This is a genomic window from Aeromonas sp. 11P (assembly GCF_051920165.1).
Lineage (GTDB): Bacteria > Pseudomonadota > Gammaproteobacteria > Enterobacterales > Aeromonadaceae > Aeromonas > Aeromonas veronii.
In genome coordinates this window covers 2124316-2149603 of sequence record NZ_JBQBDJ010000004.1, presented here as the reverse complement: position 1 = coordinate 2149603, position 25288 = coordinate 2124316, and the positions used below count along the sequence as shown (strand labels likewise).

21 protein-coding genes are annotated in these 25288 nt (G+C 55.6%); 10 read left to right on the top strand and 11 right to left on the bottom strand.

Going from position 1 to position 25288, the window contains the following annotated elements; all coding sequences use genetic code 11:
* Positions 1 to 148: 148 nt before the first annotated feature.
* Positions 149 to 850 (top strand): phosphatase PAP2 family protein, encoded by a 702-nt coding sequence (locus ACTG1P_RS09745; protein WP_440001145.1) that lies wholly within the window; start codon positions 149 to 151, stop codon positions 848 to 850.
* A gap of 69 nt (positions 851 to 919) precedes the next feature.
* On the opposite strand, the gene galE is transcribed toward ACTG1P_RS09745, so the two are convergent.
* The 7 genes from galE to barA all read right to left on the bottom strand — a co-directional run bounded on the left by galE (position 920) and on the right by barA (position 9893).
* Entirely contained in the window at positions 920 to 1933 is a 1014-nt protein-coding gene (gene galE, locus ACTG1P_RS09740; protein WP_005335608.1) for a UDP-glucose 4-epimerase GalE, read from the bottom strand.
* Between the two features lie 94 nt (positions 1934 to 2027).
* Positions 2028 to 3017, bottom strand: coding sequence for an FAD-binding oxidoreductase (locus ACTG1P_RS09735; RefSeq protein WP_440001144.1), 990 nt, complete (start codon positions 3015 to 3017; stop codon positions 2028 to 2030).
* A gap of 111 nt (positions 3018 to 3128) precedes the next feature.
* Positions 3129 to 4778 carry a hydroxylamine reductase gene (gene hcp, locus ACTG1P_RS09730; RefSeq protein WP_440002292.1) on the bottom strand — a complete coding sequence of 550 codons (1650 nt, stop codon included), beginning with the start codon at positions 4776 to 4778 and terminating at the stop codon, positions 3129 to 3131.
* Between the two features lie 283 nt (positions 4779 to 5061).
* Positions 5062 to 5529: a Dps family protein gene (locus tag ACTG1P_RS09725; protein ID WP_440001143.1), complete on the bottom strand. Its 468-nt coding sequence runs from the start codon at positions 5527 to 5529 to the stop codon at positions 5062 to 5064.
* A gap of 155 nt (positions 5530 to 5684) precedes the next feature.
* On the bottom strand, positions 5685 to 6572 hold the full coding sequence (locus ACTG1P_RS09720; protein ID WP_440001142.1) for an N-acetylmuramoyl-L-alanine amidase: 888 nt from the start codon (positions 6570 to 6572) through the stop codon (positions 5685 to 5687).
* Between the two features lie 34 nt (positions 6573 to 6606).
* Positions 6607 to 7086: a DUF1456 family protein gene (locus tag ACTG1P_RS09715; protein WP_005335594.1), complete on the bottom strand. Its 480-nt coding sequence runs from the start codon at positions 7084 to 7086 to the stop codon at positions 6607 to 6609.
* Positions 7087 to 7175: 89 nt separating this feature from the next.
* Entirely contained in the window at positions 7176 to 9893 is a 2718-nt protein-coding gene (barA, locus tag ACTG1P_RS09710) for a two-component sensor histidine kinase BarA (protein ID WP_440001141.1), read from the bottom strand.
* 153 nt (positions 9894 to 10046) lie between these two features.
* On the opposite strand from barA, the gene rlmD reads away from it, so the two are divergent.
* The 5 genes from rlmD to eno all read left to right on the top strand — a co-directional run bounded on the left by rlmD (position 10047) and on the right by eno (position 17855).
* Entirely contained in the window at positions 10047 to 11369 is a 1323-nt protein-coding gene (rlmD, locus tag ACTG1P_RS09705) for a 23S rRNA (uracil(1939)-C(5))-methyltransferase RlmD (protein WP_440001140.1), read from the top strand.
* Positions 11370 to 11600: 231 nt separating this feature from the next.
* The gene (gene relA / locus ACTG1P_RS09700) at positions 11601 to 13814 is read left to right on the top strand and encodes a GTP diphosphokinase (RefSeq protein ID WP_005335588.1); all 2214 of its coding nucleotides are present in this window, start codon (positions 11601 to 11603) and stop codon (positions 13812 to 13814) included.
* A gap of 73 nt (positions 13815 to 13887) precedes the next feature.
* Entirely contained in the window at positions 13888 to 14685 is a 798-nt protein-coding gene (gene mazG, locus ACTG1P_RS09695) for a nucleoside triphosphate pyrophosphohydrolase (protein ID WP_440001139.1), read from the top strand.
* Between the two features lie 141 nt (positions 14686 to 14826).
* The gene (gene pyrG / locus ACTG1P_RS09690; RefSeq protein ID WP_040068332.1) at positions 14827 to 16464 is read left to right on the top strand and encodes a glutamine hydrolyzing CTP synthase; all 1638 of its coding nucleotides are present in this window, start codon (positions 14827 to 14829) and stop codon (positions 16462 to 16464) included.
* 89 nt (positions 16465 to 16553) lie between these two features.
* Complete coding sequence (gene eno, locus ACTG1P_RS09685) at positions 16554 to 17855, top strand: phosphopyruvate hydratase (protein WP_005335583.1); 1302 nt, start codon at positions 16554 to 16556, stop codon at positions 17853 to 17855.
* 123 nt (positions 17856 to 17978) lie between these two features.
* On the opposite strand, the gene ACTG1P_RS09680 is transcribed toward eno, so the two are convergent.
* Together ACTG1P_RS09680 and ACTG1P_RS09675 are read right to left on the bottom strand one after the other, a co-directional pair.
* A complete protein-coding gene (locus ACTG1P_RS09680; RefSeq protein WP_440001138.1) occupies positions 17979 to 18464 on the bottom strand; it encodes a GNAT family N-acetyltransferase in 486 nt (161 codons plus the stop codon).
* 191 nt (positions 18465 to 18655) lie between these two features.
* Positions 18656 to 21202 (bottom strand): hypothetical protein, encoded by a 2547-nt coding sequence (locus ACTG1P_RS09675; RefSeq protein WP_440001137.1) that lies wholly within the window; start codon positions 21200 to 21202, stop codon positions 18656 to 18658.
* A 689-nt stretch (positions 21203 to 21891) separates the two neighbouring features.
* Between ACTG1P_RS09675 and ACTG1P_RS09670 the strand changes: the two genes are divergently transcribed.
* Positions 21892 to 23067, top strand: coding sequence for an aspartyl protease family protein (locus tag ACTG1P_RS09670; RefSeq protein WP_440001136.1), 1176 nt, complete (start codon positions 21892 to 21894; stop codon positions 23065 to 23067).
* A gap of 38 nt (positions 23068 to 23105) precedes the next feature.
* Here ACTG1P_RS09670 and ACTG1P_RS09665 read toward each other — a convergent pair whose 3' ends face one another.
* Positions 23106 to 23702 (bottom strand): MliC family protein, encoded by a 597-nt coding sequence (locus tag ACTG1P_RS09665; RefSeq protein ID WP_440001135.1) that lies wholly within the window; start codon positions 23700 to 23702, stop codon positions 23106 to 23108.
* A 29-nt stretch (positions 23703 to 23731) separates the two neighbouring features.
* On the opposite strand from ACTG1P_RS09665, the gene ACTG1P_RS09660 reads away from it, so the two are divergent.
* Positions 23732 to 23959 (top strand): hypothetical protein, encoded by a 228-nt coding sequence (locus tag ACTG1P_RS09660; protein ID WP_440001134.1) that lies wholly within the window; start codon positions 23732 to 23734, stop codon positions 23957 to 23959.
* A gap of 36 nt (positions 23960 to 23995) precedes the next feature.
* Entirely contained in the window at positions 23996 to 24376 is a 381-nt protein-coding gene (locus ACTG1P_RS09655) for a hypothetical protein (protein WP_440001133.1), read from the top strand.
* A gap of 132 nt (positions 24377 to 24508) precedes the next feature.
* On the opposite strand, the gene ACTG1P_RS09650 is transcribed toward ACTG1P_RS09655, so the two are convergent.
* Entirely contained in the window at positions 24509 to 24874 is a 366-nt protein-coding gene (locus ACTG1P_RS09650) for a DUF2061 domain-containing protein (protein WP_042084552.1), read from the bottom strand.
* Positions 24875 to 25064: 190 nt separating this feature from the next.
* Between ACTG1P_RS09650 and ACTG1P_RS09645 the strand changes: the two genes are divergently transcribed.
* The gene (locus tag ACTG1P_RS09645) at positions 25065 to 25271 is read left to right on the top strand and encodes a hypothetical protein (protein ID WP_043821654.1); all 207 of its coding nucleotides are present in this window, start codon (positions 25065 to 25067) and stop codon (positions 25269 to 25271) included.
* Positions 25272 to 25288 lie beyond the last annotated feature (17 nt).

Here is a 25288-nt window from a genome sequence, read left to right as displayed (position 1 = left end):
TCTTGGCGCTGTTGGGATATGCGAGATTGGAAGGGGCTAGCGGGCTTTATTTGAGACTTGATATTGTGTCGCACTTTCTTACAATTCTTCGGTTTTGTGACGCACGCTACAGTTTTACGATATCGCCCTTTTCCAAAGGAGAGTCCCCATGGGCAAGTTCCTGCTTTGCTATCTGGTCGGTGGTCTGGTGGCCATCAGTTGGGCTGCGCTGCCCGCTCATGGTCCCTGGGATCAGTGGGACCTCACGATTTTTCACACCGTTAACGGCTGGCTCGGGCAGTCGGCTCTGTGGGCCGATCTGGTGGCCATCACCAATAACCGGCTGTTCGATCTGGCGGTGTTGGCCTGTATGGGGCTGATCCTGGCCCGCTGCTTCTTCGCCCGGGATTTGGCGGGTCGTCGCCAACTGGTGGCGATGGGCATAGTGATGCTGCTGAGTGCTCTGGTGATCAACCAGCTTGGTCACCGATTACCGGTGGAGCGACCCAGCCCGACCCTGATGGTGGCCGATGCGCTGCGGGTGACCCAGATCAGCGGTATTCCGACCAAGGACTCTTCCGGTGATAGTTTCCCCGGAGATCACGCCCTGTTCCTGATGATCTTCGCCGGTTTTACCCTGCGCTATCTGCCGCGCTGGGCGGGAGTCACCGCATTGCTGATGGTGCCGATCTTTTCCGCGCCGCGCATTCTGGCGGGCGCCCACTGGTTTACCGATGTCTACGTCGGCGCTCTGGGGCTGGCGACCCTCTGCCTGCCTTGGCTGCTGCTGACGCCGCTGGCGGATCGGCTGATAGACCGCATCGCCCCCCGATTGGCCCGTGTGCCGCTGCTGCGCAGTCAGACCTACTGATTGAACGTCACAAAATAAAACGCCCCGACATGAAAATGTCGGGGCGTTTTGTTATCCACCCGCGAGAGATCAGCCTTGATAGCCGTTCGGGTTGTTGCTTTGCCAGCGCCAGGTATCGACCATCATCTGCTCCAGACCGCGCTCTGCCTGCCAGCCCAGCTCGGCACGGGCCAGCGTCGGCTCTGCCCAGCACTCGGCGATGTCGCCCGGGCGACGGGGTTTGATCTGGTAGGGAATGGGTCGGCCGCTGGCCGCTTCAAACGCCTTGACCATCTCCAGTACCGAGTAGCCCTGACCTGTGCCCAGGTTGTAGGTGAAGACGCCGGTGTCGCTCTTGATGCGCGCCAGTGCTTTCAGGTGGCCGATGGCCAGATCCACCACATGGATGTAGTCACGCACGCCGGTGCCATCCGGGGTCGGGTAGTCGTTGCCAAATACCCCCAGCTCCTTGAGCTTGCCCACGCCGACCTGACTGATATAGGGCAGCAGGTTGTTGGGGATGCCGTTGGGATCTTCACCAATCAGGCCGCTCTCGTGGGCGCCGACCGGGTTGAAGTAACGCAGCAGTACGATAGCCCAGCGGGGATCGGATTTGGCGAGATCACGCAGGATCTCCTCCACCATCAGCTTGGAGCGACCATAGGGGTTGGTGGCGCTGGTGGGGAAATCTTCCCGCAGCGGTACCGAGGCGGGATCGCCATAGACAGTGGCCGAGGAGCTGAATACCAGCCGGAAAACCCCGGCCTTGGCCATCTCTTCGCACAGCACCAGAGTGCCGCTGATGTTGTTCTGGTAGTAGGTGAGCGGGATCTGGCTCGACTCCCCGACCGCCTTGAGGCCGGCGAAGTGGATGACCGATTCGATCTGGTGGTTGGCGAACAGCTGCTGCAGGCAGGCTCTGTCCAGCACATCCCCTTCGACGAAGGTGACCGGCTTGCCGGTGATCTGCTCGACCCGCTTGAGTGACTCCGGTGAGGAGTTGGAGAGGTTGTCGAGTACCACGACCTGTTGCCCCGCGCCGAGCAGCTCAACCAAGGTGTGGGAGCCGATATAGCCGGCGCCCCCTGTGACCAGTATTGTCATTTTTTATCCCGTGTTCTGGTGAAACTGGGGCAGAGTCTACCCGTCCTGCCCGCTCGGGAAAAGGTTGAGATACCAATGAAGCCCTTTGGGTATCTCAATAATCGAGACTGATATCCCCTTTCGCAGTGCAGGAGCAGGCCAGAGCAACGCCGCTCTCCAGATCCTGAGCACTCAAGGTCATCACGCTCTGGCGCTCGATGTCACCTGTGGTGGTGCAACGACAGCTGCCACATACCCCGGCGCGACAAGCTGCCATCATGGTTTCGCCCGCCGCTTCCAGCGCCGCCAGCAGGGTCTGACCCGGCAGGATTTTCACCTTTTTACCGCTCTTGTTCAGGGTCAGCCAGAAGTGGTCGCTGGTGGTCTTGATGGGCTCTGCGGGAGGAAGACCGAAGGACTCCTGGTGCAGTTGCTCCGGCGGCAATCCCAGCTCCGTCAGCATGGTTTTGACCGCCGCCATATAGAGGGCCGGGCCGCAGAGATAGACATGGCGTTCGCGCAGATCTGGGGACAGTTCGGCCAGCATGGCGGGGGTGAGTCGGCCAATCCAGGGGTGATCTGCAGGGGCTTGTTCCAGAATCAGGGCGTGTCGTACACCGGTATGGGCCTCGGCCAGTTGCACCAGCTTGTCTGCGAAGATCACATCCTCCGGCGAGCGGGCGCTGTGAATAAAGCGGATATCGGCATCCGGCCGTTTGGCCAGCTCGTCCCGCAGCATGGCCCACATGGGGGTAATGCCGGAACCGGCACTGAGCAGCAGTGGCCGTTCGCAGGGCAAGGCGGTCAGGTTGAAGTCGCCAAAGGGGCCATCCACCCGGATCTCGTCGCCCACTTGCAGGGTCTGGTGCAGATGGCGGGAGACCTGTCCCACATCCTTGATGGTGACCTGCCAGCAGGCATCCTGCGGGCTGGAGGAGAGGGTATAGGCACGGCAGTGGGGGTGGCCGTCGATCTCGGTGTGCAGGGTGATGCACTGGCCAGCCAGTACGGGAGGGAGGCTGCCGGAAAGCGGCGCCAGCTGCCAGCTCACGACGTCGTGGGTGTTCTGTTGGCGGCCAATGCAGGTGAGCGTGAGAGAGGTCATCACAAGGTTCCTTAGGTTTGAAACGGTTCGAAAAACGTCTGGTGAAAAAGCCGGGTCCAGAAAAAAGGCGAGCCGGGCGGCTCGCCAAACGCTTACAACATGAGGTGCCGATCAGGCCGCCAGGATCTCGGCCAAGTCAGCCTCGGCGGTGGTGGTCCCTTTCAGGCCAAACTGCTCCTCCAGCACCTTGAGCAGAGCCGGGGTGAGGAAGGCGGGGGCGGTCGGGCCGGTACGAATGTCTTTCACCCCGAGGGAGAGCAGGGTGAGCAGAATGACGATGGCTTTCTGCTCGAACCAGGAGAGCACCAGCGTCAGCGGCAGATCGTTGACCCCGCACTCGAACGCTTCGGAGAGCGCCAGCGCCAGCTGAATGGCGGAGTAGGCATCATTGCACTGACCCACGTCCAGCAGACGCGGAATGCCGCCGATGTCGCCAAAGTCGAGCTTGTTGAACTTGTATTTGCCGCAGCCTAGGGTGAGCAGCAGGCTGTCGCGCGGCGCCGCTTTGGCAAACTCGGTAAAGTAGGCGCGCTCGGCCTTGTCGCCGTCACAGCCACCCACCAGGAAGAAGTGGCTGATCTCCCCGGCTTTGACCTTCTCAATCACTGCGGGCGCGGCCTGCATCAGGGCGTTGCGGGCAAAGCCAATGGTGATGAAGTGCTCGAGCTCTGTGTGTTTGAAGCCTTCCAGCGCTTGGGCCTTGGCAATTACGGCGGAGAAATCATCTCCCTCCAGATGGGTTACGCCCGGCCAACCGACGATGGAGCGGGTGAAGATGCGATCCGAGTAGTTGCCTACATTCGGGTCGATGATGCAGTTGGAGGTCATCACTACGGCGCCCGGGAAGTTGGCAAACTCCTTCTGCTGGTTCTGCCAGGCGGAGCCGTAGTTGCCCACCAGATGGGGGTACTGCTTGAAGAAGGGATAGGCCAGTGCGGGCAGCATCTCGCCGTGGGTGTAGACATGAATGCCGGTCCCTTTGGTCTGCTCCAGAATGAGTTTGAGATCCATCATGTCGTGGCCGGAGACCAGAATGCACTTGCCGGGGATGGGGGTGACGCGTACCTGGGTGGGTTCCGGATGGCCGAAGGCGCTGGTTTCACCGAGATCCAGCATCTCCATGATTTTGAAGTTGAGTTGACCGATCTCCATGGCGCAGTTGAACAGCCGACCCATTTCGCTCGGATCTGTGCTGAGCCAGCTCATGATGCGGTGGAATTCGGCGGCCACCTCGTCACTCTGCTGATCCAGCACCCGGGCGTGCTCCATATAGGCGGCGGCGCCCTTGAGGCCGTAAAGACAGAGCAGACGCAGCCCCATGATGTCTTCGTTCACCTCGCTCTTGCCCCGATTGGGGGCGACTGGTGCGGCATGGGCAAGTTGTTCCAGCAGTTCGGCACCGGGTTCGAAGTAAGCTGACTGTGGCAAGTCGTTGACCTGCACCGCCATGGCGGCCAGACGATCGGCCAGCTGCTGGCGATAGGCGAGGGCCTGATTGACGTAGGCCACGATGCGATTCGAGTCGAAGTTGACGTTGGTGAGGGTGGCGAAGAAGGCCTTGGGCACGAAGGCATCGATCTCGCGATCTATGATGCCCTGCTCGCGGGCGGCCAGCACCCAGGCGCTGAGCCCCTGCAGGGTATAGATCAGCACATCTTGCAGATCCGAGGTTTCCGCCGTCTTGCCGCACATACCTTGTGCGTAGGCACAGCCGTTGCCAGCCGGGGTACGAATTGTCTGTTCACATTGCACACAAAACATCATGTCTCTCCTAATTGGACATTTCAGTTGTCTGTTTTGTGGCGATTCTATTCCTCTCGCGAAAAACTTAATAGGCATTCAATTTGCCAATTAAGTTTCCCTTGATGCAGATCAAAAACAAAAAAAGCCGCCCAAACAGGGCGGCAAGCGGGTGGATAAAAGGAGAGACAACTCAGGTTTGCAATAGAACATAACAATCAGACGGATTGGGCCGTGGTCAGGAACCTCGGCCCGGTACTTACTCAAGCCAGCGTACGTACGCTGTAGTCGGCTTGGTTCACTATCAGGCCAGATAAGCTCGCAGCATCCAGACCAGTTTTTCCTGCTGTTGCACATAGTCGGAGAGGATGGAGGCCGTGCCCTCATCACCAGCTTCGGCGGCCTGGCCCAGAATACGGCGCTGGGCGACCAGCAGTTCGCGGAAGCTATCCAGCAGGGATTCGACACAGGCGCGGCCATCGTGCAGCCCTTTCTGCTCGGGGATGGCAGAGACTTTCAGGTAGTCGCTGAAGCTGTGCATGGGCACGCCATCCAGGGTCAGTATCCGCTCGGCCAGCGCATCGACTTTCAGCAGCAGGTCGTTGTAAATCTCTTCAAATTTCAGGTGCAGTTCGAAGAACTGTTTGCCACGGATATTCCAGTGGAAGCCGCGCACGTTCATGTAGAGGATCTGGTAGCTGGCCAGCAATTTGTTCAACTCGGCTGCCAGGGCTTGTGATTGAGCAGTATCAAGACCAATCGGGCTTTTCATCATTCACCTCCAGATTTGGAAATCGGTTTGAAATTCTCTTTCGGAACGCAGTCAGAGTAACGCCTTGCAAAATGCAGGGACAATTGCTTGTGCCTAACTGTTTGATAGCTAACGGCTATCAAACAGTACGCAGCAACAGGGGCAATGGATGAGGATTAGGGGAAGTATTTTTCGAGTAGCGCCATCAGGATGGCCTGACACTCGCGGTCCGGTTTGCTATCGACCTTGCTGGCGCGAAAGTGGAGTTGAAAGGCGCCCATGATGGCGCGGCTCTGCTCATCCCACTGGCCGGTTTGGGATAGGCCGTAGCCATAGCGGGCCAACTGCTGCTGCCACATGGCTGCATCCCAGTCGGGCAAGGGGCTGGCCAGCAACTCGGCCACCCGACCTTCATCTGGCCAGGCGCCGACTCCGTACGTCAGATAGAGCTGGCGCCAGGGGAAGTGGGGGCCGGGATCCTGCTTGCGCTCGGGGGCGACATCGCTGTGGGCCAGTACCTGTGTCGGTGGAATCTGGTAGCGGGTGACAAGCTCCCGGCTGAGGGCGCCGACGGCAGCAATCTGCTGCGGGGTATAGGGTTGCCAGCGGCGGGCATGGGGTGCCAGTGGCTCATCTTCTGCTGGATAGCCGAGGTTGACGATCTCGATGCCAAGGGAGCTGGCATTGAGCCCGGCATATTGGTGCCAGCGGCTGCGCCCTGCATGCCAGGCGCGCGCGCTGTCCGGCACCAGCTGATGGACCGGTAGCGGGGTCTCGTGGCTGTCGCGGGGGATCAGGTAGTGGGCGCTCACCTTGTGCTCCGGCTCGGTCAGCAGGCGCAAGGAGTTGGCATCGTCTTCATCGGTGTAGTGGAGGATCAGAAAGGCGATCCGCTCGTTCTGGTTGGCGCTCTGATAGCGGGTAGATAGCTGGTACTCGGATGGTGTGCAGGCGCCCAGCAGCAGAACCAGTGGCAGAAAGAAGAGGGGAAGAAGACAGCGCCAGCGCCATCCCCCTGCCACAGCCAGTCTGCTGAACGTGGGAGGAGTGAGTCGCTGGCACATGTCGAAGGCCCTGTCTGTTCAGTCGCGCGGCTGGTTAGCCGCGGTATTTGGCCGTGAGACCGATCAGGAAGTTACGCAGGATCTGATCCCCGCAATCCTGATAGTGCTTGTGATCCTTGGAGCGGAACAGGGCACTGAGCTCGGACTTGGAGAGGTTGAAGTCGGCGAGCTTGAGGGTGCCGAGCATATCCTCTTCCTTGAAGTTGAGACCGATGCGCAGCTTGCGCAGGATCATGTTGTTGTTGATCCGGTTCGGGATCACCTGGGCCGGTGCATCTTCGCGCACGCCGCGGCGGGCGATGATGAAACCGTCGAGGAACTGGCTCAGGGCCGAGTCGGGACAGGCAACATAGCCTGCCTCTTGCTCTTCACCTTCCGCCGCCTCTTTCATCAACCAGCTGTGCAACTGGGCGTGAGTGACCGTCAGGTTGCCCTTGGCAAACATCTCGACCATCTGGTCGTTGCTGATGGTGAGGGCGTAGCGCAGACGGCGCAGAATATCGTTGTTGGTCATGCTGACTCCTGTGTAAACGGCGCAACTTTACCATCTGGCGGCCCTCGCGTCAGAAAAAGCGGGGGCCGATACAGTTCAGGTCAAGCTCATCAAGCCTTGCCGAGATAGCGGGGCGCCTCCTGGCGCACCAGTTCCAGCGCATCTTGCAGCTCCAGCAGCTCTGGTTCCAGCTCGCTCACCGGCACGCCGTCACGCAGCTGTTGCTCCAGCTGGGAGAGCAGCCGTTGCAGCCCCGGCACCCCGGAATAGGCACAGCCGCCGTTGAGGCGATGGAGCTGGGCCAGCACCTCGCTATCTTCAATTTCGCCCGCCAGCGCGCTATCCAGCACAGGTTCCACCTCCTCGAAACTGGCCAGCAGCATGGTCAGCATCTCTCTGGCGAGATGCTCTTTCCCCGCCGCTTGCCGCACCGCCAGTGCCCAGTCGATCTGTTGGGCACCATTATTCTGGTGACGGCGATGGGCAAAGTCGGTGATGAGCTGGGCCAGCATGCTCTCGTCGATGGGCTTGGCCAGATAGTCGTCCATCCCCTGCCGGATCAGCCGCTCTCGCTCGCCGGGGATGGCGTGGGCGGTCACCGCCACGATCGGGGTGGTGGTGTTGAGTGACTGGTTGCGGATCGCTTGGGTGGCGCTGATGCCATCCATGATCGGCATCTGGATATCCATGAAGATGATGTCGAACGGTTGGCTCTGGGCCTGTTTGACAGCCTCCTTGCCGTTTTTGCACACCACCACCTGACTCACCATCTCCTTGAGCATGGCGGCGATCAGCTTGAGGTTGGCGGCGTTGTCATCCACCGCCAGCACCTTGATGGGCTGCAACTGGCGCGGCGCAGGTTGCGCAGGCAACTTCTGGCGGCTCGATTCCGGCGAGAGCAGGGCGTGCAGCAGCTTGCGATGGTTGACCGGTTTGGAGAGACAGTGCTGGGCGCCATGGGCCAGCATAGCTTCATGGAGCGCCGGCTCGTGGCTGCTGAGCAGCACTATGGTGTTCTGCTGCTGGCCGTTCAGTTTGTCGAGACGGCCGAGCACCTGCTGCGGCGTATGCAGGGTGCTGCTGCCGATGATCACCATCTCCTGCTCGCTCATCTCGGGCCAGGGATCATCGCTGGTCAGTGGGTGCACGTCGAGGTGCCACTCCGCCAGCAGGGCGAGTAGGGAGGCTTGCGCGAAGGGATCCGGCTCCAGCAGCCAGAGCCGTTTGCCACGGATCCGATCCAGCGGCAGTTGATCGGTCTGGGGCAGGGGGGAAACCTCCACATCCAGACTGAACGAGAAGATGGAGCCCTTGCCGAGCTCCGATTCGAAGCGGATCTGGCCGCCCATCTGCTGCACCAGCTTCTGGGTAATGACGAGGCCCAGGCCTGTGCCGCCATAACGGCGGGAGATGGAGGAGTCAGCCTGATTGAAGGCCTGGAACAGCTGATGTTGCTGCTCTTGGGAGATACCGATGCCGGTATCGCGGATCTGGACGTTGAGCCTCACCTTGTGGTTGCCGCTGCCGGTCTGCTCGATATGCACATCCACGTTGCCCTGTTCGGTGAACTTGATGGCGTTGCCGGTGAGGTTGGTCAGCACCTGTTGCAGACGCATGGGGTCGCCGGTGAGGTAGTCCGGCACATCGGCATCCACCCGCAGGGAGAGTTCAAGCTGCTTGTCGTGGGCGCTGGGGCCGAGCAGGTGCATGGTCTCGTTGAGGGTGTCGCGCAGGCTGAACGGAATATGCTCCAGCTGCAGCTTGCCCGCTTCCAGCTTCGAGAAGTCGAGGATGTCGTTGATGATGCCAAGCAGGTTGCGCGCCGACTTCTCGATGGTCTGCATGTAGTCGGTCTGGCTCGGGGTCAGGCTGGTTTTCAGCAGCTGGCGGGTAAAACCGATGACCCCATTGAGCGGGGTACGCAATTCGTGAGACATGTTGGCCAGAAACTCCGACTTGACCCGAGCCGCCTCTTGCGCCCGCTTCTTGGCCATGTCGAGCTCGACGTTCTGGATCTCGATCTGCTCCAGAGTTTCGCGTAGGTCAGAGGTGGCCTGATCGATATTCTGCTGCATCTCTTCGTGATATTCGGAGAGCGCCTTGGCCATGGCGTTGATGCCATTTTTCAGCATATCCAGCTCGCCGGTGAGCTGGCCGCTGACCCGGGTATCGAGTCGCCCCTCCCTGATTTTGTGCACTGCCTGCACCATGTTGGTGATGGGCTGGGTCACGCTCTTGACCAGACGGAAGCCAAACAGGGTACTGAAGGCGACCCCGATGAGCACCATGATCACCGCAAAGAAGGTGTCGCGGTATTGCAGCAGCATGGCCCTGTCGGTCGCCATCTGCATCGAGATGTAGCCGATCATCGGCGGCTCTACATCGCTGGGTAGCGGGAAGCCATCCAGACTGGTTTCAGCCTGGATCGGGGTGCGCAAAATGATGTCGTCCCCCTGAAACGTCACGCTGGTCAGATCCGGAATGGGCTCGCCATCGGGCAGCCTGAGCCGGGTGAAATCCCGGTGATAGTTCGAGGTGACGAACAGCTGGTTGTCCTGGGTGAAAACAGCGATGGACTTGATGAAGGGGGAGTTCTTGCGATGGGTCAGGCCAATCAGCCGCTTGAGGGATTCGCGACTATGCTGGGTCATCCCGTATTCACTGGCGATCGCCAGCGGTTCTATGATGTTGATCCCCTGATCAATGAGGTTGTTTTCCAGCTGCTGGTAGCGGTGGAAGGTGAAGTAACCAGCCATCAGGCCACCGATGATCAGGGTCGGCAGGATGGTGAAGGCGAGAACGCGTGCTCTCAGGCCATATTTGGTCATACGAACAGGCCACCAGTGAACAGGGTTGGCGATAGGGTTGATGGCAATACACGGGCTCTGTGGCCGTATTTGGTCATACTATTATTCTTGTGGGACAATACCCGGCAGCAGATTCCACAATCATGACATAGCCACCTATAGGCACCAAGTTTTATGGCCCAGTTTTTCAAGCCCCAAAAGAAGTCCACCCAGCTCCAACGCATTGAATTTACGATAGACACCCTCGATCACCACTGCGTCGGTATCGGTCGCCATCAGGGCAAGGCGATCTTCGTCGAAGGGGCGCTGCCCGGCGAGACCGTCAAGGCCCGCATCACCGAAGAGAAAAAGCAGTATGGTCATGCCGCCTTGCAACAGGTGGTGACCCCGGCGGCCAATCGTATCGCTCCCTTTTGCAGTCACTATCGCGAGTGCGGCGGTTGCAGTGCCCAGCACATGTCGGTTGCCGATCAGCAAGCCGCCAAGGCGGCGGGACTGGTCAGCCTGTTCGAGCGGTTGGGCAACATCAAGGCGCCTGCACTGGAGCCGGTACTGACCGGTGAAGATCGCGCCTATCGCCGGGTCTGTCGTCTGGCCATCAAATTTGACAAGAATGGTCGCTGCACCCGGGTTGGTTTCCGCCGTCGCAACAGCAACGATCTGGTGGAGATCGAAGGGTGCCCTGTGCTGGCCGAGCCGCTCTCTGCACTGATTGCCCCGCTGCGTGAGTGCCTCAATCGCCTCAAGAGCCAGCGCGAGCTGGGCCATGCGGAGCTTATCCAGGCCGAGCAGGGGATCATGATGCTGCTGCGCCATACTGGTCGCCCCAATGAGGCGGATCGCGCCCTGCTGGTGGAGTTTGCAAAAGCGCAGGGGAGCGACCTCTATCTGCAGGCGGCCGATGATCGCATCGAAGCGCTGCAGCAACATTTTTCCCCATCCTACTCGCTGGATGGCCTGTCTCTTGCATTTGCTCCCGGTGATTTCATTCAGGTCAACGGCCCCATCAACCAGAGCATGGTTGAGCAGGCGCTGACATGGCTCGGGGCGAGCAAGGATGACAAGGTGCTCGATCTCTTCTGCGGCATCGGCAACTTCACCCTGCCGCTGGCCCGTCAGGCTCGCGAAGTGGTGGGTGTGGAAGGTGAACTGGCCATGGTGCAGCGGGCCGAAGAGAACGCCCGTCGCAACGGCATCAGCAATGCCCGTTTCTACAAGGCCGACCTGAGCGATGACATAGTCGGCATGTCCTGGGCGCGGGAAGGGTTTGATCTGGTGCTGCTGGATCCGGCTCGTCCCGGCGCGCTGGAAGTGATGGGACACGTCGTGAAACTTTCACCCAAGCGGGTGGTCTACGTCTCCTGTAACCCGGTCACCCTGGCGCGGGACAGTCAGGTGCTGGTGAAAGGGGGTTATCGTCTGGTGCGCCTCGGCATGCTCGACATGTTCCCTCACACCGGTCATCTGGAGTCCATGGCGCTGTTTGAACGGGAGTAAATGACTCATCAGTACGGCGATGCGGATATGTAATCTGGCATGTCTGCGTCTGTTTGAGCTGATGTGATTGGGGTAATCTAGACCCTTGTCGTTCGGCAGGGCCTGTTGGCGCACTCTATTGTCTTTCTGGACAATATGCCTTGAAAAGTGCGCTGGATATCCCCATTTGAGGCAATCTCATGAGGGGAGAAAGTGACAGCTTTCGGCCCGATAATTTAAAGGATTGATACCATGGTTGCGGTTCGCGATATTCATTTGAAAGACAACTTCACCCTGGAAGAGTGGGTCAGCTCGCTCTCCTTGAGTGACAGTGAAAAGGATCAGCTGCGAACCGTCTACCAGTATTGTCTGACGCTCGGTGACGAGGCGCTGACCAGCAAGCTGCTGGTGCGCGGCATCGAAATGGTGGGCATCCTGCAGATGCTCAGCATGGATATCGGCACTCTCAAAGCGGCTATCATCTACCCCTTCGTCGAAGCCGGCCTCATCAGCCAGGAGCGGATGGACGAGGACTTCGGCTCCAAGATTGCCAAGCTGGTGGAAGGGGTGCTGGAGATGGAGGCCATCCGCTCCCTGCAGACCCTCCATCGCAGTGAAACCTCGCCGGAGCAGGTCGACAACGTGCGTCGCATGTTGCTTGCCATGGTCGAGGATGTGCGCGCCGTGGTGATCAAGCTGGCGGAGCGGATCGCCTGCCTGCGGGAAGCGAAGACGGCAGATGAAGAGACCCGGGTGCTGATGGCCCAGGAGATCACCAACATCTATGCACCGCTCGCCAACCGTCTGGGCATCGGCCAGCTCAAGTGGGAGCTGGAAGATCTCGCCTTCCGTTACCTGCACCCGGATACCTACAAACAGATCGCCAAGCAGCTCGACGAGAAGCGGCTCGACCGCGAGCGCTACATCCGCGAGTTTGTGCAATCCCTGCGTAATGGCCTGAAAGAGGCGGGAGTTGACGCCGAGGTGTACGGTCGGCCGAAACATATCTACAGCATCTGGCGCAAGATGCAGAAGAAGCACCTCGAATTCAACGAGTTGTTCGACGTGCGCGCGGTGCGGGTAGTGACCAAGCGGCTGCAGGATTGCTATGCGGCGCTCGGTATCGTGCACACCCAGTTCCACCACATTCCCCGCGAGTTTGACGACTATGTCGCCAACCCCAAACCGAACGGCTATCAGTCGATCCACACCGTAGTGGTGGGGCCGGAGGGCAAGACGGTCGAGATCCAGATCCGTACCGACCAGATGCATCAGGATGCCGAGCTCGGCGTTGCGGCGCACTGGCGCTACAAGGAAGGGGCGCAGGCTGGCGGCAAGGCCAACACCTTCGAAGACAAGATCGAGTGGCTGCGCAAGCTGCTCGCCTGGCAGGAGGATCTCTCCGAGAGCGGCTCCCTGCTGGAAGATCTGCGCAGTCAGGTGTTCGAGGACAGAGTCTACGTTTTCACCCCGAAAGGGGATGTCATCGATCTGCCGGCTGGCGCCACCCCGCTCGATTTTGCCTATCACGTTCACAGCATGATCGGTCACCGCTGCATTGGTGCCAAGATTGATGGTCGCATCGTGCCGTTCACCTATGCGCTGCAGACCGGCGATCAGGTGGAGGTGATCACCCAGAAAGAGCCGAACCCGAGCCGCGACTGGATGAACCCCAACGCAGGCTTCCTGCGCTCCAGCCGGGCGCGGGCCAAGGTGGCGACCTGGTTCAGAAAACTGGATCGGGACAAGAATATCGTGGCCGGTCGCGAGCTGTTCGAGAAGGAGCTGGATCGCCACAACCTCAGCATGTCCAAGATCGACAAGGGCAACATGCTGCGGCGATTCAATCTGGAGAGCACCGACGATCTGCTGGCTGGTATCGGCAGCGGCGATATCCGCATCAACCAGGTGCTCAACTATCTCGACACCTGCTACAACAAGCCGACGGCGGAAGAGGAAGATCGCCGCCTGTTGGAGAAGCTGGAGCAGAAGGCCAATGCGCCGATGCGCCACAAGCCCAAGGATCACATAGTGGTGGAAGGGGTCGGCAACCTGATGACCCATATTGCCCGCTGCTGCCAGCCGATTCCGGGGGACTCCATTCAGGGCTTTATCACCATGGGGCGCGGCGTATCCATCCACCGGGAAGATTGTGAGCAGCTCAAGGAGCTGTCACGGCGCAATCCGGAGCGGCTGATCGATGCGGTGTGGGGGGAGAACTACTCCGGCGGCTACGGCCTCACCATCCGGATCATCTCCAACGATCGCTCCGGCCTGCTGCGCGATATCACTACCGTACTGGCTAACGAGAAGATCAATGTGATGGGGGTGCGCTCACGCTCCAACGTGCGCGAGCAGACCGCCGAGATCGACATGGAGCTGGAGATTTACAACATCAACGCCTTCAACCGGGCGTTGGCCAAGCTCAGTCAGCTTAACGACGTGATCAGCGCCAAGCGGCTTTGATATCGAACCGACCGGCCCCAGTGGCCGGTCTGCATTTACGACCCTTTTTGAACAAATCGAAAGCGAATATCCCATGTCCCAACGTTACGATCTGCCCCAACTGCTCGATATCATGGCTCGTCTGCGCGATCCGCAAAACGGCTGCCCCTGGGATCTGAAACAGAACTTCCAGACCATAGTGCCGCACACCTTGGAAGAGGCCTACGAAGTGGCCGATGCCATCGAGACCGAGGATTGGCAGGGGCTGAAAGGGGAGTTGGGCGACCTGCTGTTTCAGGTGGTGTTCTATGCCCAGCTGGGTAAAGAGCGCGGCTTGTTCGACTTCGCCGATATCGTCGATACGGTGAGTGAAAAGCTCATTCGCCGTCATCCCCACGTGTTTTCCGATGTAGATCTCTCCAACGAGCAGGCAGTAAAAGCGAACTGGGAGGCGGAAAAAGCCAAGGAGCGAGCAGCCCTCGACAAAGAGAGCGTGCTGGACGATATCCCACAGGCGCTGCCGGCCCTGACCCGTGCCGCCAAAATTCAGAAACGCTGCGCCACCGTTGGTTTTGACTGGAAGACGCTGGGGCCTGTGGTGGACAAGATCCACGAAGAGATCGACGAGGTGATGGAAGAGGCATTGATGGCCGATGTGGACGAGGCGCGGGTGAGCGACGAGCTCGGCGACCTGTTGTTTGCCACCGTCAATCTGGTGCGTCATCTGGGCAAGGATCCGGAGCAGGTACTGCGCGGTGCCAACGCCAAGTTCGAGCGTCGTTTTCGTCAGGTTGAGCAGATAATCGCCGCAGAAGGCTTGAAAATGACCGATTGCACCCTCGAAAAGCTCGATGCCGCCTGGGATAAGGCGAAGGAAACCGAGCAAAGTTGATTTGGCGCAAGATGGGGGGGCGGTGAGCCTGATAGATTTTTGCTCATTGTTTGGGAGAGGGGTTTTTGGTATACTGTTTCCCCGTCCTGCTTCATCCCCGAAGCACCCCTTAAAATTCCCTAAACTTCTTTCAGGTTCAGCATGACGACCAAATATATTTTTGTTACTGGTGGCGTTGTTTCATCCCTCGGCAAAGGCATTGCCGCAGCTTCTCTGGCAGCCATTCTGGAAGCCCGTGGTCTGGATGTGACCATCATGAAACTGGACCCGTACATCAACGTGGATCCGGGCACCATGAGCCCGACCCAGCATGGTGAAGTGTTCGTAACCGAGGACGGGGCCGAAACCGATCTGGATTTGGGCCACTACGAGCGTTTCATCCGCACCAAGATGACCCGTCGCAACAACTTTACCACCGGCCGTATCTACGCCGACGTACTGCGTAAAGAGCGTCGTGGTGACTATCTGGGCGCCACCATTCAGGTTATCCCGCACATCACCAACGCCATCAAAGAGCGGGTGATTGCCGGTGCCGAAGGCCATCAGGTTGCCATCGTCGAAGTGGGTGGTACCGTAGGTGACATCGAGTCCCTGCCGTTCCTCGAAGCCATTCGTCAGCTGGCTGCCGAAGTGGGCCGCAACAACGCCATGTTCATGCACCTGACGCTGGTTCCTTACCTGGCTGCTGCCGGTGAAGTGAAGACCAAGCCGACCCAGCACTCCGTTAAAGAGCTGCTCTCCATCGGTATCCAGCCGGATGTGCTGATCTGCCGCTCCGACCGTGCCATTCCGGCCAACGAGCGCGCCAAGATCGCCCTGTTCTGCAATGTGCCGGAGCGCGCCGTCATCTCCATGAAAGACGTCGACTCCATCTACAAGATCCCGGCACTGCTCAAGTCCCAGAACCTGGACTCCTACTTCACCGAGCGTTTCGGTCTGGAGTGCAAAGAGGCTGATTTGTCCGAGTGGGAACAGGTTATCTACGAAGAGGCCAACCCGACTGGTGAAGTGACCATCGGTATGGTCGGCAAGTACGTCTCCCTGCCGGACGCTTACAAGTCCGTCAACGAGGCGCTCAAGCACGGTGGTCTCAAGACCCGTCACTCCGTCAACATCAAGTACATCGACTCTCAGGATATCGAGACCCGTGGCTCCGAGCTGCTGGAAGGTCTGGACGCGATCCTGGTGCCGGGTGGCTTCGGTGAGCGCGGTGTGGAAGGCAAAATTCTGGCTGCCCAATATGCCCGCGAGAACAAGATCCCCTACCTGGGTATCTGCCTCGGCATGCAGGTTGCCATGATCGAATTCGCTCGCAACGTAGCGGGCATGGAAGGGGCTCACTCCTCCGAATTCAAGAAAGATTGCGCGTACCCGGTCGTCGGCCTCATCACCGAGTGGGTGGATGAAGAGGGCAACGTCGAGACCCGTACCGAGAAGTCTGATCTGGGCGGTACCATGCGTCTGGGTTCCCAGCTCTGCCACCTGGTCGAAGATTCCAAGGTGCGTCAGATGTACGGCAGCCCGACCATTTACGAGCGTCACCGTCACCGTTACGAAGTAAACAACAAGCTGCTGCCGCAGATTGAAGCGGCAGGTCTGAAAGTGACCGGTCTCTCCGCCGACAAGAAGTTGGTGGAAATCATCGAGATCCCGGATCACCCCTGGTTCGTGGCTGCGCAGTTCCACCCGGAGTTCACCTCTACTCCTCGTGATGGCCACGCTCTGTTCGCCGGTTTTGTGAAGGCGGCAGGCGAGTATCAGAAGCGTAATTTGAAGTAATTGAAAATAAATGCGGTTGGGGCACTGTGCCACAGCCGCTTTTTTTGGCATATTTTTGTTGTTTTTTTACGAAACCTGAGGAAATACACATGTCCAAGATCGTTAAAGTGATCGGTCGTGAAATCATCGACTCCCGTGGTAACCCGACCGTTGAGGCCGAAGTTCACCTGGAAGGTGGTTTTGTTGGTATGGCAGCCGCTCCGTCTGGCGCGTCCACCGGTTCCCGCGAAGCGCTGGAACTGCGTGACGGCGACAAGAGCCGTTTCCTGGGTAAAGGCGTGCTGAAAGCCATCGAAGCCGTAAACGGCCCGATCGCTCAAGCTCTGCTGGGTAAAGATGCCAAGGACCAAGCCACTGTCGACCAGATCATGATCGACCTCGACGGTACCGAGAACAAATCCAAGTTCGGCGCCAACGCCATCCTGGCTGTTTCCCTGGCTAACGCCAAAGCTGCCGCTGCTGCCAAAGGCATGCCGCTGTACGCCCACATCGCCGAGCTGAACGGCACCCCGGGTGTTTACTCCATGCCGCTGCCGATGATGAACATCATCAACGGTGGTGAGCACGCCGACAACAACGTCGACATCCAGGAGTTCATGATCCAGCCGGTTGGCGCCAAGACCCTGAAAGAAGCCGTTCGCATGGGCGCAGAAGTGTTCCACAACCTGGCCAAAGTGCTGAAGTCCAAGGGCTACAACACTGCAGTTGGTGACGAAGGTGGTTTCGCTCCGAACCTGAAATCCAACGCCGAAGCGCTGGAAGTTATCGCTGAAGCCGTTGCCGCTGCCGGTTACAAACTGGGCACCGACATCACCCTGGCTATGGACTGCGCTGCTTCCGAGTTCTACGACGCAGAGAAGAAAGAGTACAACCTGAAAGGCGAAGGTCGTGTCTTCACCTCCAACGGTTTCTCCGACTTCCTGGCTGACCTGACCACCAAGTTCCCGATCGTCTCCATCGAAGATGGCCTGGACGAATCTGACTGGGAAGGTTTTGCCTACCAGACTGCTGAACTGGGCAAGAAAATCCAGATCGTTGGTGACGACCTGTTCGTAACCAACACCAAGATCCTGAAGCGCGGTATCGACAACGGCATCGCCAACTCCATCCTGATCAAGTTCAACCAGATCGGTTCCCTGACCGAAACTCTGGCTGCCATCAAGATGGCCAAAGACGCTGGCTACACTGCCGTCATCTCCCACCGCTCCGGTGAGACCGAAGACGCGACCATCGCCGACCTGGCTGTTGGTACCGCTGCTGGCCAGATCAAGACCGGTTCCATGAGCCGTTCTGACCGTGTTGCCAAGTACAACCAGCTGATCCGTATCGAAGAAGCTCTGGGTGCCAAAGCTCCTTTCCGCGGTCTGAAAGAAGTTAAAAACCAGGCTTAATTTGCTGGTTTGCCAGCCTCGGCTGGAATGAAAAAAACCGGAACCCAAGGGTTCCGGTTTTTTTATGCCTGATCCTTGCCACAACGGCCTGAGAGGCGCAGGCGTTGTGGCTCTGGTCTCGGGTCAGACAAAGGGGAGCGTGCGCTGATAGCGCCCTGCATGCGCCTTGAAGCCCAGCTTTTCAAACAGGGCGATAGAGCGGACGTTATCTGCATCGATATCTGCGGTGAGGCTGGTGACCCCTAGTGTGGTGGCGTGGGCGAACAGCACTCCCAGCGCTTCCGACATAAACCCTCTGTGCCAATAGGCCGCATTGAGCAGGCAACCGACCTTGCAGCAGCGACCCGCCTCGCTGAAACTGTGCAGGCCACAGGTGCCGATCACCTTGTTGCCCTCCCGCTCGACAATCGCCCACTCCAGCGACTCACCGGTTTGTTCCAGCCGCACCACGCTCGCCATCATCTGCGCCACCATGGCGGGTGAGGTAAAGCAGGGATCGGAGGCAAACTCCATGGTCAGTGGATTGCCATAAATCTCGAACAGATCGGCGGCATCCTGCGGGCCAATGGTGCGCAGTACAACCCGAGTGCCGGTTAAGTCAGGCTTCATTTATCTCCTTGGTAGGTGTTACGCCAGCAAAGCTAAGGTGAAAAACGAGACTGCGTGAAAGTCGGTCTCTAAAGGCAATTGGTGCTATCACGAGATATTAGTATTGCGAACGTCAGATTACGTTTCGCTAATCGAATTTACGGGCTAGCATATTTAACAAATAAAAGCAGTAGCATTTATTGCTGCTAATATTACCCAGCTCTTAGAGAGTTTCTAGTGTTGTGAATAGCTTGTCGAATGTGGTTTTTGTCAGCCATTATTTCTTTATATATATTTTCAATCAAGATATCATCGTCATTGTTTTCAGCTATCCAGAATTTTGCTCTAGAGTGCAAACTTATTCCGTTTACAGGCTTCAATGAAATTACATTGTGATAAAAGTACCAGTTCTTATTATATTTTTCGGCAAAATAACGAAGGAGTGAAATATACCATGCTTTGGGGTGCTCCAAATGAAATCTAGCATTGCATTCATCTGCTATTATCCCTGCTTCAACAGGCCGCTTTGCTTGATGAAGAATAACTGATGCTCTATCAATAATTAAAGTTACAGGTTTGTCAGCAAATGCAATATGTGGTAAGTCATAGTGTTCTGCGTCAATGCGAACTAAGCGTCCTTCTGACAATAGTTCACTTATATAAAACCCTGCATGTCCAAATGAACGAGAGCGTATTACATTAACAATATCATGTCTTGTCCTTGGTTTTGGATTTTTTTCAAACATTTCGACAATTGCTTCTTTTTGTCCTTTGAGACTAAAGTCTGGATCAAGACTTACAGTATCCGCGCCTGATTTTCCAGAGAAAAATATGCTTAATTCAAATCCGTATTCACGTACAATATAACGAACAAAGAAATAGTCCTCTTTCAGGCAAGCTTTTTCATAAACATCAACGCGCAAATTTAACGTATCAACACCTTTGAGAGATGATGTTTTTAATATATTAAGTACAGATGTTAATATTCTGTTTTTATCTTCTTTGGTATATTCAAGATATGAGGTGTGTCGATAAGTTCCATGTGCCGATAAATATACAAAGCCTTCATCAACCGCTAGAGATACTCCATGATCTTGACGATCTAATGGAAATGGGCTTTTGCAGTATCGCTGCTCATTTGCCAAGATATGAATATCTTTAAAGGAGGCTCCTGATGGGAAAAATAGTGAGGACTGTGAGAATGCTTCTTGCTTATTTAGAGATTTAGGGTAAATATCGTTCCCGTTTATTAATAAGCGACCATTTTTCTGTAGCTCATGTAAACCATTAATGGCTTGTTGTTCAGTGTAACCATACTGCTCTTTTATATTTTCAATAACATCATTTAGGGAAAAAGGAGCTTTGCTAGTTTTAGCCATTTCATTGATAAACTGCACAGAGCAATCAGGGTAAAGGATATTATCTAACTCATTTTTATTTGATTCACTAAGCATTTCCATAAAGAGAATAAAGTTTTTTTCATCAGAAAATCTGTTTGCGAGATCTGGGTAATTTATCATCATATTTGGTTTTGCATTATTTCTCACGTTTACCCATATGTTGGATGGTTGGATGCTTAGTGAGCATCGTAATCTTTGTTCTGCAATGCTTTGTAGTTGTCTAACTCTCTCTCTAGTTAATTGTTCCTGTCCAAATTTTTCTGATAATATTGATGCAGTGTTATTTAATGTCTGCCTATTATACCCATCAATACCAAATCTAGACTTGATTATACATGCTAATCGTTCATCTTCATTTTTTAAAAATACATCAAGATCATTGCTGATGATTAAAGAGAGTTCAAAGGACGTGAAATTTAGTGTCCCAATATATCCTAGCATTCGCCCACTTATAATTTTTTTGATTTCATCAATCGATTTTCCATAAACAAATTGAAACTCATTTCTCAGTGTTCCTAGAAGTTCTTTATACACGACATCAAATCTATTTCCAGAGACTGTTGTTTTCATTAATGACAGATCAACATCATGGACGAGATTAGCCAAATTTAGTTGATTTACTGAGATGTCTAATTTGTTACTGATCTTATCCATCAACTTCTGCTGCGGTTCACTCAGTAGCACATAGTTTATTGCCCATTCAGAAAGTTCATCTCTGTCTGGCCAACTTGATGAACCATCAATACCAATAGAAGTGTTGTTATCATAGCTATCCATAGCTGAAATATAGTTTTTCATTTGGTGATATAGTTCTAATTTGCTTGTGCCAAAATAAGGTAAATTCAACAGCTGTTCATCTGTTAAGTTAACGAATTCTTTACAGGTAAGTTTGTCACCATATTGTTTTAATAAAAAGCTTTGAAGTGATATAAACTCTTTCTGAAAAACAAATTCAGAAAAAAGAATGGGATGTATGTATTCTGTTTCTGTTTCTGTTTCTGTTTCTGTTTCTGTTTCTGTTTCTGTTTCTGTTTCTGTTTCTGTTTCTGTTTCTGTTTCTGTTTCTGTTTCTGTTTCTGTTTCTGTTTCTGTTTCTGTTTCTGTTTCTGTTTTCTCATTGTGAAAAATCAATGAACAATGGGAGGGACTATGATTGGTATGATATTTATTTTTTCCATCATAATCTGAAAGTGAGGGTGTTTTTATGAGCGTAGACTCAATGAATGTTGATATTTCATTTCGTAACAAAACCATCTCGTCACATATTGAAAGAGCAGCATTTAATTTTTCATTAAGTATGTTAAGCTGATTGCGTAAATTGACAAGCTCATTGTTTTCTATATTTAAATTATTAGGCATGATATCTGTAACTCTTCTGGATTGTTATGGTTTTTAATTTTTGCGATGATTTATTTTTTTAAAAAAGCAAATGAATGGTGTTAATGATTCTTAACAGAAGGAATGTGCCACCGCATCAGGAATTCGCTTTTATATTCAGTAATAGATCACATTATTGCTATCCGGATAGAAGATAATAGTGATGTAATAGCTGAAGTAATGATTGAGTTTTCCTAGCGCTGTTGTTTTTGACTCCATGGGACTGCTTTGGTCACAGGATTCTATTATGAAGCGTTCTTGCTGAGCTTGTTGAGTAAAGCTACCGCCCCTGAATTTCAGCTTCCAGTCTGCTGCGTTTCACCAACGGGATGGGGTTGGCATGGCTCATGGGAGACTCCGACGAGGCAAGTGTTGCCAAATGGCAATATTAACCATGGCGCTGTGGAGAGAAAGCTCAATATTGAGATTTTCTGTGCAAGATCAATAAATTAATCAAATGTCACCCACGATTGATGACGCGCCGATATAGCGTGAACAGCCATTCTTTATCAATTCCCATAGAATATTCATGGTCATATCTGGCTTGAACCAGCATAAAACTCTTTGTTATTGTCCGCGATCCCCGCTGAAACAGCTTATTTATCTATAAATCAACAAGATAGCATTATGCGGTGGCGTCGCGGGGGCATCTGCTATCGGGAAGGAGAGTTATGAAGTCGCAGTTCAAAGTGGCGCTGGCCATGTTGGCCCTGTTCGTCGTCCAAGGCTGCACAGCCCCGGATTCATCCACCAAGCGCAATGCACCCGGCCCGGTGCTGACAGTGCATTACGAAAGTGCCCCCCTGATCCCCGTTATCATCGCCGGTGAGCAGTACCAGTTTTTGCTGGATACCGGGGCCAGTATCACCTTTATCGATCGTCGTCTGGCCAGCCGTTTCAAGGCGCTGACCTTAAGCGAATTGCCCAGGGGCTATCAGGCTGATTTTGCCACTGTGAGCAGCGTTTCGAGCCAACTGGGCAGCGAGCAGCTGGGCTTTGTTGAGCCGCAGCCCTTCTCGCTGGGGTCGGTCACCATTGATGACAGCGATCTGTGGGCAACCGTTGATTTCGATCTCTTCTCCCAGTCTCTCGGCAGCCGTATCGATGGCATCCTCGGGATTGACACCATCCGCCGTTTCAACTGGGTGTTTGAGCGCGACAAGCATCAGCTCACTGCCTCGTTGACGGCACCGTCGGCAGCCACGTTCGAGCGTTGCATCGGCTATGAAGATAGCTACAACCGCTCCCCGGCAGTGTATCTGACCCACGGCGAGAGCAGCGTGCGCATGTATCTGGATACCGGGGCCGATCAGAGCTATGCCGACCATGCCTTTATCGACTTTATGGCCAGCCAGAAGGCGATCTCTGGCGAAGATGCGATGCCACGCAAAGGGGTGGATGCCAGCGGTATGGTTGAGGGGCGTGAACATATCCTCACCGGCCTGCACTTTGATGAGCGCCAGCTCGGTGAGCTGCGCGTGTCGGAAAACAGCAATGAGCAGTATGGTCTGGGGCTGGATTTTGTTAACCGCTTCAATCGCTTTGCGATCATGCCCGGGCGGATGATGTTCTGCTACGACGCCGACAGCCTGGCGCGCAAAGTGCCGCCAACCCTGCGCAATATCGGGGTGCGCTTTGATGGCAAGCATCTGCAGGTCTACTACAGCGACGAACGGGATCTTGCCCCCTATGGTCTGGCCAACGGCGACATTCTGGAACAGATCAACGGGGTGTCTTATCGTCCTCTCGAGATCGACAAGGTGCGTGAGCTGCTCAGCACCGGCAAACCGGGGTCGCTCAAGTTGCGGATTGTGCGGGAAGGAAAACCGCTGGATATCGCCATCTAGTCAAGGTGGGGCGGCAAGACGAGCCGCCCCTGTCAGCCTCAGCCCTTGGTCGGATTTTCCATGCAGGTGAGGGTTGGCTGGCCGTAGCGCTCCAGCGTGGCGTCTTCCCCTTTGGTGAAGAAGGTGAGGTTTTGCCCTTCATAACGGGCGCCGCTGGCGCTGGGGGCTTCATAGGCGAGCACTTGTTGCTGCTTGTCGCCCTCGCTCAGGTTGATCACCGCGGCGGGCAGCTTGGCATCGTTATAGAAGTAGGTAGAGAGAGTGACGCTCTTGCCACACTGGTAGTTGACCGGTGCCGGCACCATCAGCTGGCCGCCGCTGATCTGCAGTTCGGTGATCCGCAGCAGGTAGTTATCCTCCACACACTGGCGCAGATCCTGCCCCTTCCAGCAGTCGTTACGCCCCTTGATCCAGCCGCGCTGCATGGCGCGCTCTGTTTTGAGCTGTTCGGGAGAGAGCGCGGCAATCGCCTTGGGGTAGAGGGCCGCCAGTTCGTTATCAAGGGCGGCCAGTCCGGCATCCTTGCAGATCAGGGTTTCGACCGACCCGGAGGCTTTGGTGCAGTCAAAGGAAGGGGTTGCAGCGCTGGCTAGCAGAGGGGCAAACAGCAGGGTGGCAAGCAAGGTCTTGTTCATCGATAGATTCCAGCAATTAGGAGGGTGTTTTGGCCTACTACAGCACACTCTACAGGGCAATGCAGCTGTGGGGGCGAGCGCATTTTGCGCAGCTGCGTGTGCTGGCGACCGGTTTTGCCGCGCTACTCCAGTGGGGAAGGGAACTGTTGCTGGATGAGGCCAGCTTGTTTGAAAAATGGTCAGGGGTGGTCGCTATTTTGAGCATTCAGACAGGCTTTGAGCATTGCACTTTCACTCCTGTTCGAGAGGCGTGCTAGATTTGCCGCCTTTTCTTAATAACAAGAAGGTTAGCTATGTTCAGGTTGATGACGGGGGCCTTGCTGGCCATCATGCTGTCAGGTTGTGCGGCCATGTTTAACGGCACAAGTCAGCAGGTTTCCATTCGCAGTCAGGATCCCGATGCGGAGATCTACGTCAACGATATGCTGCTGGGCCACGGCAATGTGATCACCTCGTTCAAGAAGAAAGAGGAGTACACCATCACGGTCAATCGTGCTGATTGCTACTCGGTGACGGTGCCGGTCTCAAAGTCGTTCGATGCCACCACCCTGCTCGGGATCTTTGTCGATTTCGGCGTGGTCTCCATTCTGGTGGTCGATGGGGTCGGCACCGGCGCCTGGCAGAAGTTTGATCAGAATGCCTTTATCGTTGACCCCATTTGCAAGAAAGCCTGATCGGTATTGATGGGGCATCGGATGATGCATCCAGACAGAGATCTTTGCTGATGTGAAAAACCCGACACTCCTGGCCGGAATGTCGGGTTTTTTGTGGCCGCGATAAAGGGGGGAGGCGGGTTGCCCGTTCGATCAGGCCAGCGCCAGTTGCTGACTGCGGGCACGCCACAGCCGCTCGTGGAAGAAGAACACCACGGTGTTGATGGCCGGTTCGATCATCGCCATCACGCCGCCGGTGAGCAGCTCGCCGCTCAGCAGGAAGGCAACCCCGAAGGCCACCGAGAAGTGGACTACCGCGAAGCTGCTGGTCTTGGCCTGCAGGCTGTGATTTGGTTTGAGCTTGTGCCAGCCAAGGTCATGAAAGTAGAAAGCGACCGTGTTGACGGCGGGCTCGATCAGGGCGATCAGGCTGGCGGTCAGCAGCTCACCGGTCAGCAGGTAGGCCACGGTAAAGGCAACACCGAAGTGCAGGATGGCAAAGCTGATGGTCTTTTTCATGATGGCGCTCCCTCTGTTGATGATGAGAGTATCCGCCGAAATGAGATTAAATGAAAACTATTCTCATCTATTGCCGAAATAGAGAGAACCTATCAACGGGCGAGTTGTTGGTGCGGTTAAGAGGTTGCCAATCGCAGCCAAGGCGATAAAGTACAGGTTCTTCACACTTGCCCATGAAAAAGGATCTTTCATGAATATCAATGCCACCCTGCTTGGCCAGTTCATTGCGTTGCTAATGGTCATCGTCGGCCTCATCGCTTGGCGACTGGCGCGCCGCAAGAGCGAGCATCCGGCGCTGATCACCCTTATCTGCTCCCTGCTCTGTCTGTTTCCGCCTTTTGGCCTGCTGGCCCTGTTGCTGGTTGCGCTGAAACAGGATCTGCCCGCCCGCTCATAGGGCGCGCAGGTTCAGGC